The following is a 15478-nucleotide window of genomic DNA, read 5'->3' as shown; positions in this document are numbered from 1 at the left end:
CGTCGGCCATCTCGCCTGTTGGCTTCAACCAAAACTCGCCTGGGCTGATGTCCAGGCGCAGCCAATCGTGCTTGCCATCCCTCCACCGGATCTGAAAAAGAAACCGAATCCCTGTGGGAGCGGGCCTGCCCGCGAATCGGCGGTGGCAACACTGTTCATTCAAGTATTCACACTAACCCCGTGGCGAGGGAGCTTGCTCCCGTTGGGCTGCGAAGCGGCCCCTGAACCAGGCACCTCGGTGTGTCAGGAAAATTAGGCTTGCTGCTTTGGGGCTGCTGCGCAGCCCAGCGGGAGCAAGCTCCCTCGCCACGGGTTGAGTGAACAGCATCAACTGCGTCGGCCATCTCGCCTGTTGGATTCAATCAAAACTCGCCTGGGCTGATGTCCAGGCGCAGCCAATCGTGCTTGCCATCCCTCCACCGGATCTGAAAAAGAAACCGAATCCCTGTGGGAGCGGGCCTGCCCGCGAATCGACGGTGGCAACACTGTTCATTCAAGTATTCACACTAACCCCGTGGCGAGGGAGCTTGCTCCCGCTGGGCTGCGAAGCGGCCCCTGAACCAGGCACCTCGGTGTGTCAGGTAAATTGGGTTTGCTGCTTTGGGGCTGCTGTGCAGCCCAGCGGGAGCAAGCTCCCTCGCCACAGGGTTTAGCGAACGGCATCAACTGCGTCGGCCATCTCGCCTGTTGGATTCAATCAAAACTCGCCTGGGCTGATGTCCAGGCGCAGCCAATCGTGCTTGCCATCCCTCCACCGGATCTGAAGTAGAAACCGAATCCCTGTGGGAGCGGGCCTGCCCGCGAATCGGCGGTGGTAACACCGTTCATTCAAGGATTCACACTAACCCCGTGGCGAGGGGGCTTGCTCCCGCTGGGCTGCGAAGCGGGCCCCTGAACCAGGCACCTCGGTGTGTCAGGAAAATCGGGTTTGCTGCTTTGAGGCTGCTGTGCAGCCCAGCGGGAGCAAGCTCCCTCGCCACGGGTTGAGTGAACGGCATCAACTGCGTCGGCCATCTCGCCTGTTGGCTTCAACCAAAACTCGCGTGGGCTGATGTCCAGGCGCAGCCAATCGTGCTTGCCATCCCTCCACCGGATCTGAAAAAGAAACCGAATCCCTGTGGGAGCGGGCCTGCCCGCGAATCGACGGTGGCAACACTGTTCATTCAAAGATTCACGCTAACCCCGTGGCGAGGGGGCTTGCTCCCGCTGGGCTGCGAAGCGGCCCCTGAACCAGGCACCTCGGTGTGTCAGGAAAATTGGGTTTGCTGTTTTGGGGCTGCTGTGCAGCCCAGCGGGAGCAAGCTCCCTCGCCACAGGGTTTAGCGAACGGCATCAACTGCGTCGGCCATCTCGCCTGTTGGCTTCAACCAAAACTCGCCTGGGCTAATGTCCAGGCGCAGCCAATCGTGCTTGCCATCCCTCCACCGGATCTGAAATAGAAACCGAATCCCTGTGGGAGCGGGCCTGCCCGCGAATCGACGGTGGCAACACTGTTCATTCAAAGATTCACACTAACCCCGTGGCGAGGGAGCTTGCTCCCGCTGGGCTGCGCAGCGGCCCCTGAACCAGGCACCTCGGTGTGCCAGGAAGATCGGGTGTGTTGCTTTGGGGCTGCTGCGCAGCCCAGCGGGAGCAAGCTCCCTCGCCACAGGGTTTAGCGAACGGCATCCCCGCGCATCAGAGAACGGCCCAAATCGAACGACCGTTTATCGTCCCTCAAAAATTTGATAGCTTCAGTTCTCGCTTTACCTGCCGCTATATCGATTTGTTGCCGGCCCGGTACATAATTCCTCGCTTGGCAATTCGCGACAGTGACCTGGCTGAACACAACAAGAGACCTGGCGAATGGACAACGGACGATACGAAAGGCCGGCAGCGGCGGCAGGGGGCTCGGCGGCGTCCGACGCGTTGCCGCATATTCTGCTGATCGACGATGTCCCAGAAGACATCCGCGCCACGCTCATCCTGTTGAAGACCCAGCCCTGGCGCATCTCACTGGCCAGCGACGCCTATCAAGGCTATCAACGGGCACTCGCCCTGCGCCCGGACCTGATCGTGCTGGATGTGCACATGCCGCAAATGGACGGCTTCAGCCTGTGCCGGTTGTTGCGCGAGGCACCGGCCACTCGGCATACCCCCATCCTGTTCCTGTCGTCGGCGAATACTTCATTGGAGCGCCTCGAAGGGCTGACGGTCGGCGCGGTCGATTACATCCCCAAATCCTGTGCCCCCGAAGAAGTGCTGGCGCGGATCAAGATCCACCTGCAACTGACCTGGCGCGCGCCACCGGCACTCCACGAAAGACCGGCCGATCCGGAACCGCAAGGCGATGAAATCGTGCTGCGCGCGGCGATGCGCCTGATCGAAAACCAATTGGACGACATGCCGTCCCTCGGCATTCTCGCGCAAAAAGTCGGCACCCATGAAAAACGCCTCTCGGCGATTTTTCGCGAACACCTGGGGATGACCGTGTTTGCCTATATCCGCGACGCCCGCTTGCGGCGCGGCCAGGATCTGCTCGCCGAAAGCGCCATGAGCGTGCAAGACGTCGCCGAACTGGTGGGTTTTCGCAACGCCTGCAATTTCACCACGGCGTTCCGCCAGCGAATCGGCATGACGCCCAGTCAGTTTCGCCAGCAGACCCTGGGCACCGGCGAAATCGAGTCGGCCGGGCGCGCCTGATGCGGCTACTACAGTTTTTCTTGCTGACGATAACGTTGTTATCCACAGGCCTGCTGCGCGCGGCGCCTGTGGATATCTGCCGGGCTGACCAACTGGACCTGATGCCCTCGGCGCAGATTTTCGAAGACGCCCAGGCCAGCCTGAGCTTGGAACAAGTCGCCCAACTGCCCGAAAATGATTTCAACTCTGCAACCGCGCACTGGCCGACCCAAGGCTATAGCCGGTCCGCGTTCTGGTTGAAATGGCAGTTCACCAATTCGAGCGTTGAGGCGTGCTCGCGCATGCTGGTCGTCGGGGCTCCGCGCCTGGAAGACATTCGCGTCTACCAGCCGGGGCATGACGCCCATGCCGGCGGCGCCTATCCCTTGGCCGAATGGCCGCAGCCAGCGGCGCGTCAGCCGGCATTCCCGGTAACGTTGGCGGCAGGGCAGAGCACCACGGTGTTCGTCCGGGTGACGAGCAACTTCCAGATGCTCCTGGAGCCGGAACTGTGGTCCGAAGCGGCGCTGCTGCGCAGTCAGCAACAGACGTACCTGAGCGACGGGCTCACCCTCGGCATCGTCCTGCTGGTCGTCCCGTTCGGCCTGATCGTCGGCTGGATCCTCCGTTCGCGACTGCTCAGCGTGAACGCCGGCGCGGTCCTCAGCTACATCCTGCTGACCTGCATCCTCAACGGATATTTGATCTACTGGCCGAGCGCGCTGGGTTGGACGCGTGAGCTGCTGACCTGCGCCAGCGCGATCTCTTTCGTCCTGTTCCTGGCCTACTTCCGCGTGCTGCTGGAGGTATCCCAACTGCCCAGGATCATCGCTTGGAGCTATTGGGTGCCGCTGTTGGGCTGCATCTTCGGCCGGCTCTGGTGGCTCAAGGTCGATCCGGTCCAGGGCGCGCTGTTAGTCCAGATAGCCCTGTTCAGTTTTTATGGCGTGCTGCTCGTCACGCTGTTCATGGCCTGGCGCGCACGCCTGAGCTACAGCTGGATGGCCTGGCTGGTGCCGGCGCTATTGCTTGGGCAACTGCTGATGCGGATTTTCTTCCCTCAGGAGCAATTGCCCTGGCAGTCGCCGCAAAGCAAGTACAGCTTGTCGTCGACCCTGGCCGGCGTGGTCCTGCTGGTGTGTACGTTGCTCATGGAAGTCGCCCGTAGCCGCAACCGCGAGAAGCACGCCCTGTCCACCCTCGAACAACAACGCCAGGCCGAACACGAACGGCTGGAAAGCACCGTGGCGCTGCGCACCTCGCAACTGCGTGAATCGCTGGCCGCCCGCAGCGCGTTGATGGCACGAATCAGCCACGACCTGCGCTCGCCGCTGGTGCGCATCATCGACTACGCGCGCCTGCTGCACGCCGGGCCCAACCGCGACTATCAGGCGACGATCGAGCGCAACGCCCGCCAGCAACTGGAGCTGATCGACGAAATGCTCGAATTTTCCCGTGGCGAGCTGGAGCAGATGCAACTGACCCTCGCACCGGGCTACCTGTACGGCTTCCTCAACGAGATCGCAGATGAGGCGGGTTTCCTCGCCGCGCGCCAGGGCAATACTTTCGAGGCGAACTTGGCCGATGACCTGCCGCCGTTGGTGGAAGCCGACTTCAAACGCCTTCGGCAGGTATTGATGAACCTGCTGGCGAACGCGGCGAAATTCACCCGCGATGGCCAGATCCGCTTCGAAGTGAGCGCAGGTCCAGGCGCCACCGCCGGCACCGTGGAACTGCACTTCAACGTGATCGACAGCGGCATCGGCATCGACCCGCAAGAATTCGAACAGCTGCTGCAACCGTTCCGCCGCGGCCGCAATGCGCAGCGCTACGAAGGCAGCGGGCTTGGTCTGTCCATCGTCACGCAATTGCTCGAACGCATGGACAGTCGCCTCGAACCCCAGGCCATCGGGCAGGGCAGCCACTTCAGTTTTCGCCTGCAACTCAAATGCGCCGAGGAACACGACCTCGAAAACGGCATCGTCGACAACAACGCCGCGCCGTTTGATGGCCAGGGCAAGCACGTGCTGCTGGTGGATGACATCGAGCAGAACAGCGAATGGCTCTACGACCTGCTGGCCGGCTACGGGTTTGATGTGAGCATCGCGACCAACGGCGAAGCGGCGTTGGCCTGCCTGGCGGAACAACCGGTCGACCTGCTGATCAGTGACCAGATGATGCCCGGCATGGACGGTTGGGAACTGCTGCGACAAGTGCGCAAGCGCTGGCGCCATCTGCCCGTGATGCTGTACTCGGCGGTGCCGCCACGCAGGCCGCAGGGTTATCCAGAGGATCTGGAGTTCAACGCGGTACTGCTCAAGCCCGCCGACAGCCGCGAACTGCTGGCGTGGGTCAAGGCACTGGCCTGCCCGGACACAGCGCGTCGTGCGTTGGCTCGGGAGTTCTAGGATGCCGGGTTTGAGTTACCGCTTGCTCTTGATCGGCAGTCTTTCGGCATGGCCCTGGGCATCGGTGACTGCCGGCGAAGAGTCGCCCAGCGCCCTCACGCTCGAAGAAACCACGGTGACCGCCCGACGCCGCGAAGAAGACCCGCAAGACGTGCCCATCCCGATCAACGTCCTCTACGGCGAACAACTTGACGAAGCCGGCCTGCACTCGCTTCGAGACATTCAACAGCGCGTGCCCGGCCTGATCGTCTCCGGCCATGACGCCCGCTACGCCGGTTTCGGCCTGCGCGGCTTCGGCGCCACCGCCTACAACGATGGCCTGGAAGGCAGCGTCGGCACCTATGTCGATGGCGTCTATCAGGCGCGCCAGGGCATGGCCGTCACCGAGCTGATGGACATCGAGCGCATCGAAGTCCTGCGCGGGCCGCAAGGCACTTTGTTCGGCAAGAACACCACCGCCGGCGCCCTGAACATCATCACCCGCCAGCCGACCTTCCAGCCCGAAGCCAATCTCGAAGCCAGCTATGGCGAGCGCGGTTTGCGTGAGTTTCGCGGGACGATTTCCGGGCCGCTGCAGGACGACGTGCTGGCCGGCCGACTCAACGTTTTCGACAGCGCCTCCGAGGGCAGCGTCGAAAACCTGCAAGACGGCAGCCGCCTCGGCGATGCCGACAGCCAGGGCCTGCGCGGCCAATTGTTATGGACGCCGAACACCGATTTCAGTGCTCGCCTGATCGCCGACTACGCCGAGCAAAACGAAGCCGGCAACGTCCTGTTGGCCAATCACTACAGCCAGCAAACCCGCAAGCGCGCCCAGTTTGTCGGCTACCCGCTGGCGGAGCCCGACCCATATAAACGCGAGACCCGCATCGACGCGCCGGGCCGTCCGCGAACCCTGCAGAACGGCGTGTCGCTGGAATTGAACTGGGACCTCGACGAGACGATGCGCTTCACCAGCATCACCGCTTATCGCGACTGGGACTACCGCGCCACCCGCGACGGCGACAGCACCGCGCTGGCGGTGGCCCAGTCCGAAACCGAGCTCGGCCATCGGCAGTTCAGCCAGGAATGGCGCCTGTCCGGCACGGCCGGTTCGTCCGTCGACTATGTCGCCGGCCTCTACTATCTGCGCCAGCAGCTTGACCGTGAGATCGATGCCGAATTCGGCAAGGACGCCGCGCCCTGGTTCGTCGGCGATCAACTCGACCAACTGAAAAAACTCTTCGGCATCAATTTTACCGATCCGAGGCAGGTGCCTTCGATGCTGCTCAATGGCGCCCAACAACATTTCGGCGGCGAGCAGAAGGGCGACAGCCGAGCGATTTTCGGCCAGCTCTCCTGGCGCCCGATCGACCCGCTGGAACTCACCGGCGGCCTGCGCTACAGCCATGAGCGCAAGGACGGCTGGATCTCCCGCGACGTCAGCAACCTCGCCCCGCTGACCGGCTTGCCGCCGGTGTTCCAGGCTGGTGGACAATTGCTGCGCGACATCGCCCTCGGCCGTGGTTATTACCGCGAGGACTCGATCGAAGAACACAACGTCTCCAGCCTCGCCAGCGCCAGCTACCGTTTCAGCGAAGCGGTGATGGGCTACGTCAGCTGGTCGCGGGGCTACAAGGCCGGCGGCATCAACTTCGACGTGGTCGGCCCGTTCACCGCGCCGACCTTCGAGCCGGAGCGGGCCACGTCCCTGGAACTGGGCGTGAAAACGCGCTTCTGGAATGAGCGCGCGTTGCTCGACCTTGCCGTCTACCAGACCGACGTCGACAACTACCAGGCGCTCACCTACAGCCCGCCGACCTCGCTGTTCGCGCCGCCGCTGCGGGACAACCTGATCAACGTCGGCAAAGTCCGCCTGCGCGGCATCGAACTGGATTCCGCCTGGCAACTCACCTCGCAACTCACCGGGCGCCTCGGCCTGGCCTGGAGCGATGCGCGCTACCGCAGCTTCCCCAACGCGCCGTGCCCGCCGGCCTCGGGCCAATGGACCTGCGACCTCAGCGGTGACCGGCTCTACAACGCGCCGGAATGGAACCTCAGCAGCGGCCTCGACCACAGCCATCCGCTGCCCTATGGATTGGAAGCTTTCAGCGGCATCGACTACAGCTTTCGCACCGGCTACTACGGCACCCTCGAAGGCGGCGAAGGCAGCTATCAACCGAGCTACGGCCTGACCAACCTGCGCCTCGGCCTGCGCAGCCAGGACCGCGCCTGGGAAGTGGAAGGCTGGGTGCGCAACGTCTTCGACCGCCACTACATCATCGCCGTGTATTCGCTGCTCGGCGCCGGCGACTACGGCGTCATGACCGGCAGCGAACGCACCCTCGGCACCACCGTCAGACTTCGCTATTGACCGAAATGAACCGCGTCGGACAAAACGCCAGACGATTGCCGCCAGCCTTCTTCGACAGGTACATGGCCTGATCCGCCTTGCTGATCAGCGCATCGACCTCCAGCCCATGCTCAGGGTAAAACGCCACGCCAATACTCGCGGCGATCTCCACCGTCTGCGCACCAATCAGGATCGGCGCATTCGCCGCCGCCAGCATCCGCTTGAGCAACGGTTCGCTGTCCTCCACATCCTGCAAACCCACCAGCCCGGCAACAAACTCATCACCGCCGAGGCGTGCCAACGTATCGCCCTCACGCAACGTCGCGTTGATCCGCGCCGCGACAATCTGCAGCACCCGATCGCCCCAGTCATGGCCATAGCTGTCGTTCAGCGCCTTGAACCCATCCAGGTCAATAAACGCGATCGCCACCTTCTGCTGATGCAAGCGCGCCTTGCCCAGCGCCTGACGCATCCGCTCGGCCAGCAACAAGCGATTGGGTAACTGCGTGAGCGCGTCATACCGCGCATCCCGCTCCAGCAACTGCAAGCGCTGCTTCATCTGCGTCATGTCGCTGCACAGCGCCACGTAGTGCTGAACGTTGCCGTGACGGTCATGCACCGCACTGATACTGATCCGCGACGTCATCTCCCGGCCATCCTTGTGGCTGCTTTGAATCTCACCGGACCAATGCCCGTGGAAATCCAGCGCATTTTTCATCGGCGCATAAAACGCCGCGAGCCGCCGCACCATGCGATGAGAATTCAACTCCCGCCCCAGCACCTCGTCCTGCCCATAACCGGTAAGCCGCGTAAACGCCTCGTTCACGCCGATGATCCGACCGAACGCATCGACCATGATCACCCCGTCGCGGGCATGGCTGAACACCGTCGCGGCCAGCTCCGGGCAAACGTCGCTGAGGTGACGGTCCAGCGCGCCTTCGTCACGGGGCGCGGGCCAAGTCCTGGAATCAAAACCCTGCTGCGCCAGATAGCCGGCCAGGGAAGAAAGGGATTTATGCAGGCGGGTCAGCGCATTCGTAGCGAGCCTGGAGTTGAGGCAGTAGCTGCGAACGAAGGTGCGTAGGTTCATGGGAGGTACACGGTGCTCGGGTTGCAGCGGTTGTGGGTGAGTGGAGGGGGGCATTATCGGGGTGGGGGAGTTGAGGGGCGTTTGCTGGAGGGGATGGGGGCTTTGCGGGAGGGGAAAGGTTGGAAAGATTTTTTGTGTGTGGGTTTCGGGCATGTCAGCCGGGCAATTTACGACCCTGAAAGTCCACGCGGTCTAAAACAACCCAGGGCTGCATAGGATCAGGGGCCAGTTGCACTTCCCAGGAGCCAGGGTGAGCGTAGTTTTTTATTGGAGCAATAGCGGCAGGTTGCGATGGACCCCTGATGAGTTGCACGTCCCATTGATCAGTCGATGCATAGTTGTAAATAGGGCGCAGGGCGGTGCTACTTCGAGCTGTAGAAGCGTTACTGACTGGAGTACTGAGGGTTTCAATTGCGAGCTCCCTTGACCGGGTCATAGGCGCCCCAATCGGAGGGCGATTTGACGCCAAAGCGGCTGGTTGCTCCGTAGCTGCACGGTGGGATGCTGCTTGCCTTGCTCTTTGGGTTGTACTTTTTGCTGGTGTTGTTATCGCTTTTGTTTTTTTTATACCGCCCACGCTTTTTTGAATCCGTTTCAGCGCGCCGGAAATGTTCGATTGGTTGAAAAGCCTGCGTGCAAAAAAGAAAAGTTTCACTCTGCCTGACGGATCCATGTAGTTGATTGGGTCATTCCCGCAATAGGCATAAGCATTGATGCCGCCTTTTCCGAATGGGCTGAAGCTGTCCGGATTGTTAAAGCGCATCAGCACCGGGTTGTACGCTCGGTAACCTTGTCCCAATAAGTAATGACCGGTCACCGGATCAGGCCGTTCGCCGTTAAATCCTAGCAAGCTCAGTGATCCGTCTGCCGCCGGGCGATGGCCGTAAGGGCTGTAGACCTGCGGAAGATTGAAGGTAGGGTGGACGTTATACAGCACAGTTTTTTGCAGATCGGTGGCGAGTAAAGTGATGGTGTCGCCGGGTTTTACCTCGGCAAGTGATGTGTTGCCCTGTTCGAAAAAGCACGTCGTTCTCTCTCCCTGAACTTCGGTCGCAATACGAGTGCGGTTGTAAAAACGTTGTATCGAATGAGCGCTGATCAAGCGATCCAGCGGATCGTATTGATAGACGTTGATGGAGGGCGCGGGCGGGACACTCATTTGGCAGGCTCCAGCGACACTGATCTCCTATCAGCGTCCGCTTGTTTATCAAGCTTGTATAGCTAGCAGTTCTGTTAGGTTTTTGAGGGACTGTCAGAAATTTTGTGTTCGGGCATAACATGCTGAAGAGGTGCATGTATGCCAACCAAAAAGAAGACGGCCTTGGAGGCCAAAGCCGAGCTCCCTTCGATCCCGAAGGAGCTGATTGATCAGTTCGTCAAAGGCCCAATGACTGCCGAGGCGATTCAGGATGCGTCGATGGCCTTCAAGAAGGCGCTTATCGAGCGAGCCCTGGGCGCAGAGCTGGGCCACCATCTTGGCTATCCTCAGGGCGCGGAGCGTCCCGAGGAGTCGAGTAACCAGCGCAACGGTAAAAGCGGCAAGACCGTTCTGACAGACGACGGTCCGCTTCGTCTGGAGATTCCCCGTGATCGCGATGGCAGCTTTGCGCCGATCCTGATTCCCAAGCATGAGCGGCGCTTTACCGGGTTCGATGACAAGATCATCGCCATGTACGCTCGGGGCATGACGGTTCGCGAGATTCGCGCGTTTCTCTTGGAACAGTACGGGACAGATGTCTCGCACGACTTCATCAGTTCGGTCACCGACGCGGTGATGGAGGAGATCGGCGCCTGGCAGCAACGACCGCTTGAGCAGATGTATCCGGTCATCTTCTTCGACGCGTTGCGGGTCAAAATCAGGGAAGAAGGACTGGTCCGCAATAAGGCCATCTACTTGGCCTTGGGCGTATTACCGGACGGAACCCGCGATATCTTGGGCATCTGGATCGAGACAACGGAAGGCGCCAAGTTCTGGATGAAGGTCTTCAATGACCTCAAGACACGCGGAGTCGAAGATGTGCTGATTGCCGTGACCGATGGTCTCAAAGGCATGCCAGAAGCCCTGAGCGCGGTGTTTCCTGAGACGACTTTGCAAACCTGCATCGTACATCTGATCCGCAACAGCCTCGACTATGCAGCCTGGGACAAACGTCGGGAACTGGCCAAAGCGCTTAAGCCGATCTATCAAGCGATCAACGCCGAGGCCGCCGAAGCGGCTTTGGACTCGTTCGAAAATGGCCCCTGGGGCAAACAGTACCCAACCATCGTAGCTGCCTGGCGACGCGCCTGGGATCGAGTCATCCCGTTTTTTGTCTTTCCGCCCGCCATCCGGAAAGTGATTTACACGACCAATGCAATCGAGAGCATCAACGCTCAACTGCGCAAGATCATTAAAACGAGGGGGCACTTCCCAACCGATGAAGCTGCCACCAAGTTAATCTGGCTGGGCTTGCGCAATATAACCGCAAACTGGGGCAGTGCAGCCCATGACTGGAAAAGCGCCATGAATCAGTTCGCGATCCTGTACGGGGATCGGTTCATCAGGCCGACGTGGTAAATGAAGGTCTGCCTAACGGCAGGCCGTTACCGGCCCGCACACAAAAAATCTGACACTCCCGTTTTTGAAGCTTTGCCCGCCGTCAGCCCAGACCGCGCCTCATATAGCAAACCGCAACTGTAACGAGTTCCCCCGTCGTGAGCGCCTCGCACTGGAGCTGGAGCCGTGTCAGTAACGACTGACAGACGCTAGCAACAAAGCCTCGCCAGCCCACAGCCCACAGCCCACAGCCCACAGCGCCTTGCGCCGCTGCCTACAACTACGCCAGAATCCGCCGACTTGTGCGCCTTGGGTGGTGTCGGTAGCTTGGGTCCTGTCACTGCTCATCAGTGATCGGGTTTAGTCGCCCGACGTTGCTAAGTCGCTCAAGCGTCCATCAGTCAGGTATCCCCATCCCTGCACTCGATGGTGGCTGTGCGCAGGGCGCCTCCGGGCGCGCCGATTTCTTAGCTCGTCGGTCGACTAACCTCCCAATCGTTTAGTCGCGAACGGGTCGTAGCCTCAACCAGAGAGAGCTAAGATCATGGTCAAAATTAGACCGAACCTTGTTCGACACGGGGAAGTTCCATCAGTCCAATGCAACGATGCCGTTTTTGGGAACGTTCACGAACGGCAACGCACTGCATCGTTGATGATGGGCTTCAAGGGCCAGTGCCTCGTACCAATGCAAATAGCCATTCAACATGTGTTTGGGGATGTTTGAGCCACGCAGCGGAAAGAACGCCACGGACAACTGTTTTTCCTTCTTGTCATGCCAGCGCCATCCAGCCGAATGGCCAGGAGCCTGGGCACCCCAAAGACCTGCAGACCTGGCAAATTGCCCCATGCGAAACTTGAAACTGCTCGTTTGCCCGATGTACTGGACGGTCGGATTGTCAGGAGATGCCTTCCCGGTGGCTCTCCAGGCAATGCAGTAGACACCCTTCGCTGCAACCATCTGCGCGAGAACGGGGTCCACGCCGGCGGATCTTTTGCCGACCCCGGGCCAGAAGCAATTGCTGATTTCCGCCCAGGGGTACCAGCCTGCGCCATGCGCCTCAAGATCGAATTTCCCGGGAGCTTTCATGGTGATTTCGTCCTTGATCGATCAGATTGAAGTGAGGGCAGGATAACCGAGCTTGATGCCTCAGTGCCATTATCGAGCTGAGGACTATTTTTGGCTGTGGTTGCTGAAAACAAGCAGGACATCGAAAGTTCGCTGCACGTAAGGAAGTCAATTAACATGGCCGCCTCGTTCAATACGTGGTCCCTGTCGATGCAGTCTCTCGAAAAAACGCTGCTTTCTTATGCCACGCAGCACTTGCCATCACTTCCCGGTATCTACACTTGGAAGTTTGATACCGCTCTCGCTCACCGATCGTTTGAATGGGCGATAGCTGGCTCGAACTGGTACGAAAAGACGCGCTCACTGAAGCGACATGCCTCCCGAGAATGGGCGGCGTCGCCCGAACAAAGGGCGGTACTCGCGGACTACGCGGTGCGAGTCTGGGGAGGTGTGAAAAGAAATGCGCCGGCGACGATGCAGGGCTACGTTCAAATCGTGTCGCAGGGACAAGTGCCGGTAAATCACAAGGGAATCGCCTCGTGGTCGAAGGTGGCGGCATTTTCGAATCCAAACGAGCACGCCATCTTCGATGCGCGGGTCTCATTTTCTCTGAACGTTCTGCAGATGCTTCACGGTGATGAACAACGCTGGTGGTTTCCGCACTTGGCGGGGCGAAACACGCAGCTCAACGCCTGCTGGCCGCGCTTGAAGACCCAGGCGCGGCAACAGGGCTGGCGTCGAGTTGCAACGACCGATGTCTACCCGACCTACATCGGATTGCTGGTGGACGTCTCTCGAAAACTCGATGTCGAGATAGGCGACGTTGAGATGCTGCTCTTTTCGAAAGCGGAAGATTTTGCATCGGCGTTTAACGCGGCCTATCCCATCTCTTGACGGCGAAAGGAAACAATACGGGCTGCCTTACGTACTTATCCATCATACGAACGACTTACCTGTTCACCCACCGCCAGCACAACTCGGCCGAACCTGGCGTTGCTGTTCAGCGGCGTAATCGCCAGCAAGCGATCGAGGCGGATCTCCTGACGGACATCAACAGTTTCAACTTCGAGAAACTCCTCCCCCGTGCTGGCGGTCCGCGTGGTGATCGCGCGGGCGGTCAGGCATTGGCCGTCAGTCAGCTCGATGTCCAGCGTGTAGCCGCACAGGCAGGCGATTTCCAGGTAGTCATGCAGGTCGCAGTGCAGCGGTTTGTAGGTATCCATTTCACGCCTCGCAGCCTTGCAGCTTGAGAATGAAAAAGCCCTGCCGGTTGATGGCCTCGACTATCTCGGGGTTGCTCGGCTCGACGTGGCAGAAACGGCAGTCGTTCAAGGTAATGTCCTGATCTTCGATGCCCTGTTCGGCCAGGAAACGTCGCGCGCAGGATTGGGCAAAATCCAGGTCGTTGCGGTCGATCAGCACGTCAAAATGCAGGTATCGCCCGTCTTGGGTGCGGACATGTGTGTCATAAACTTTGATGGTCATGAGGTTCTCTCCGTCGCGAGGGTATCAAGGCCGCTTGCCGGAGCGACCGAGCAGGTCGACGTTGAACCGCTCGGGTCGCAAGAGCAGGCAAAATCAGCGCAGCTGGTTCAGCATCGCGTTCAATCGGCTATTGCCCGCATCGTCGAGCGCGAAGACCGGCAAGCGCGGGTCGCCGACTTCCAGGCCGAGGGTGCGCAAACCGGCCTTGATGGTGGCGGGCAAGCCTCCTTTGAGAATGAAGTCCAGCAGTGGCAATTGTCGGTAGAACAGCGCCCGGGCTTTGTTCAGGTCGTTGGCCAGCACGGCTTCGTACAGGTCGAGGTTGAGCTGCGGGATGAGGTTCGGCGCAGCGGTGCACCAGCCTCTGGCTCCAGCCGCGAAGGCTTCCAGCGCCAGTGGATTGCAGCCGTTGTAGAACGGTACCTGGCCTTCGCCCAGCAGATGCAGCTGGTGCATGCGCTGGATATCTCCGGTGCTCTCCTTGACCATGGTGACGTTATCCACCGCGTTGAAAATCCGCAGGATCAGCTCCACGGACATGTCGATGCCGCTGGTGGCCGGGTTGTTGTAGAGCATGATGGGCACGTCGATGCTGGCGCCGATGGTCTGATAATGCGTGAGAATCTGCGCCTCACTCAATTTCCAGTAAGAAGCTGGCAAGACCATCACCACATCGGCGCCGCGATCCTGGGCAAAACGCGCGCGGCGCACCGCTTTGGCGGTGGTCAGGTCAGACACGCTGACCACGGTCGGCACTCGGCCGGCGACGTGGGCGATGCTGAACTCGCTGACCTGGTCCCATTCCGCATCGCTGAGGTAGGCCCCTTCGCCGGTGCTGCCCAAGGGTGCGATAGCATGCACGCCGCTTTCGATCAGGCGATCAATGGACCGGCCCAAGGCGTCCAGGTCCAAGCCCTGGCCGTCGGCAGAGAAAGGGGTGATGGTGTAACCGATGATGCCGTGGATGTTCGGGGTAGACATGGCTTCGCTCCTAGTGGGATCAGTTCAGGCAATCGGCGTGTTGGCGCAAGTTCTGCCGGGCGTAGTAGTTGAAGGCGGCGGCGTGACGCTTGGGGCGGGCGATCCAGTCGTGGGCTTCGCGACCCAGGTGCGGCAGGATCGGTTTCACCTCGCCGGCGGCCATGGCGAGCAGTTGCAGTTTCGCCGCGCGCTCGATCAGTTGGGCGATGTTGCAGGCTTCTTCCACGGTCTCGCCGGTCGACAACTGGCCATGGTGGGAAAGCAGGATGGCGCGTTTGTCGCCCAGGGCGCCGGCGATCAAGTCGCCTTCCTCGTTACCCACCGGCACGCCCGGCCAGCCTTCCAGGAACGCACAGTCTTCGTACAGCGGGCAGAGGTCCATGTGGGAAATCTGCAACGGGACCTCCAACATCGACAGCGCGGCGATGTGGGTAGGGTGGGTGTGGATGATGCAATTCACATCCGGTCGGGCGCGGTAGACCCAGCTGTGGAAGCGGTTCGCCGGGTTGGGTATGCCATGGCCTTCCAGCACCTCCAGGTCCTCGTTGATCAACAGCAGGTTGCCAGCGGTAATCTCGTCGAATCCCAAACCCAATTGCTGGGTGTAGTAAGTGCCGGGTTGCGGCCCGCGCGCGGTGATCTGCCCGGCGAGGCCTGAGTCGTGGCCGTTCTCGAACAGGATGCGGCAGGTCAGTGCCAGCTTTTGTCGTACAGTCCACGTATTATCCGGCAGTGATTTCTGCATCTGGTGAACAGCATGCTGGACCAATTGGTCCTTTGGTGTCGCCAGGGTCTTGCTCATATCCGTTCTCCTGATTCGCGTCACTGAAGCTTGGGGATGGCTGTTCTAATGACACTAAATAGACTATATGACACAAAGTGTCATTGGCAATCGCCGATTGTCCGCTTCCATGGAAAT

At 60.3% G+C, this 15478-nt stretch carries 12 protein-coding genes; 5 read left to right on the top strand and 7 right to left on the bottom strand.

Annotation, left to right across the window (positions count from 1 at the left end):
- The first annotated feature begins 1845 nt into the window (after window positions 1-1845).
- From M1E16_RS22555 to M1E16_RS22545, 3 genes are read left to right on the top strand one after another with little or no spacing between them, the layout of a single operon-like run.
- Window positions 1846-2682 (top strand): response regulator transcription factor, encoded by an 837-nt coding sequence (locus M1E16_RS22555; protein WP_458128420.1) that lies wholly within the window; start codon window positions 1846-1848, stop codon window positions 2680-2682.
- The gene (locus M1E16_RS22550) at window positions 2682-5069 is read left to right on the top strand and encodes a 7TM-DISM domain-containing protein (RefSeq protein WP_458128419.1); all 2388 of its coding nucleotides are present in this window, start codon (window positions 2682-2684) and stop codon (window positions 5067-5069) included. Before M1E16_RS22555 ends, M1E16_RS22550 begins: the two co-directional genes overlap by 1 nt.
- 1 nt (window position 5070) lies before the next feature.
- Window positions 5071-7422, top strand: a complete 2352-nt coding sequence (locus M1E16_RS22545) for a TonB-dependent receptor (protein WP_458128418.1) — start codon at window positions 5071-5073, stop codon at window positions 7420-7422.
- Here M1E16_RS22545 and M1E16_RS22540 read toward each other — a convergent pair.
- Together M1E16_RS22540 and M1E16_RS22535 are read right to left on the bottom strand one after the other, a co-directional pair.
- A complete protein-coding gene (locus M1E16_RS22540; protein WP_458128417.1) occupies window positions 7406-8491 on the bottom strand; it encodes a diguanylate cyclase domain-containing protein in 1086 nt (361 codons plus the stop codon). The two genes, M1E16_RS22545 and M1E16_RS22540, sit on opposite strands and share 17 nt — an antisense overlap.
- A 154-nt stretch (window positions 8492-8645) precedes the next feature.
- Complete coding sequence (locus tag M1E16_RS22535) at window positions 8646-9650, bottom strand: RHS repeat-associated core domain-containing protein (protein ID WP_458128416.1); 1005 nt, start codon at window positions 9648-9650, stop codon at window positions 8646-8648.
- A 138-nt stretch (window positions 9651-9788) separates the two neighbouring features.
- Between M1E16_RS22535 and M1E16_RS22530 the strand changes: the two genes are divergently transcribed.
- A complete protein-coding gene (locus tag M1E16_RS22530; RefSeq protein ID WP_434577927.1) occupies window positions 9789-11048 on the top strand; it encodes an IS256 family transposase in 1260 nt (419 codons plus the stop codon).
- Between the two features lie 568 nt (window positions 11049-11616).
- Here M1E16_RS22530 and M1E16_RS22525 read toward each other — a convergent pair.
- A complete protein-coding gene (locus M1E16_RS22525; RefSeq protein WP_458128415.1) occupies window positions 11617-12114 on the bottom strand; it encodes a hypothetical protein in 498 nt (165 codons plus the stop codon).
- A 156-nt stretch (window positions 12115-12270) separates the two neighbouring features.
- Here M1E16_RS22525 and M1E16_RS22520 point away from each other — a divergent pair, with 156 nt between their 5' ends.
- Window positions 12271-12987 (top strand): hypothetical protein, encoded by a 717-nt coding sequence (locus tag M1E16_RS22520; RefSeq protein ID WP_458128414.1) that lies wholly within the window; start codon window positions 12271-12273, stop codon window positions 12985-12987.
- A gap of 35 nt (window positions 12988-13022) precedes the next feature.
- Here the strand turns inward: M1E16_RS22520 and M1E16_RS22515 are convergent, their stop codons facing one another.
- From M1E16_RS22515 to M1E16_RS22500, 4 genes are all read right to left on the bottom strand, one after another.
- Window positions 13023-13316, bottom strand: coding sequence for a Rho-binding antiterminator (locus M1E16_RS22515; protein ID WP_434696850.1), 294 nt, complete (start codon window positions 13314-13316; stop codon window positions 13023-13025).
- Between the two features lies 1 nt (window position 13317).
- Entirely contained in the window at window positions 13318-13578 is a 261-nt protein-coding gene (locus tag M1E16_RS22510; RefSeq protein WP_434628485.1) for a DUF2024 family protein, read from the bottom strand.
- Between the two features lie 93 nt (window positions 13579-13671).
- Entirely contained in the window at window positions 13672-14559 is an 888-nt protein-coding gene (locus tag M1E16_RS22505) for a dihydrodipicolinate synthase family protein (protein WP_458128413.1), read from the bottom strand.
- Between the two features lie 19 nt (window positions 14560-14578).
- Window positions 14579-15361 carry an aldolase gene (locus tag M1E16_RS22500; RefSeq protein WP_458128412.1) on the bottom strand — a complete coding sequence of 261 codons (783 nt, stop codon included), beginning with the start codon at window positions 15359-15361 and terminating at the stop codon, window positions 14579-14581.
- Window positions 15362-15478 lie beyond the last annotated feature (117 nt).

The sequence above is a fragment of the Pseudomonas sp. Z2-11 genome (assembly GCF_054161305.1).
Note: the sequence above shows the minus strand (reverse complement) of the source record. Positions and strands in the feature narration are given on the sequence as shown.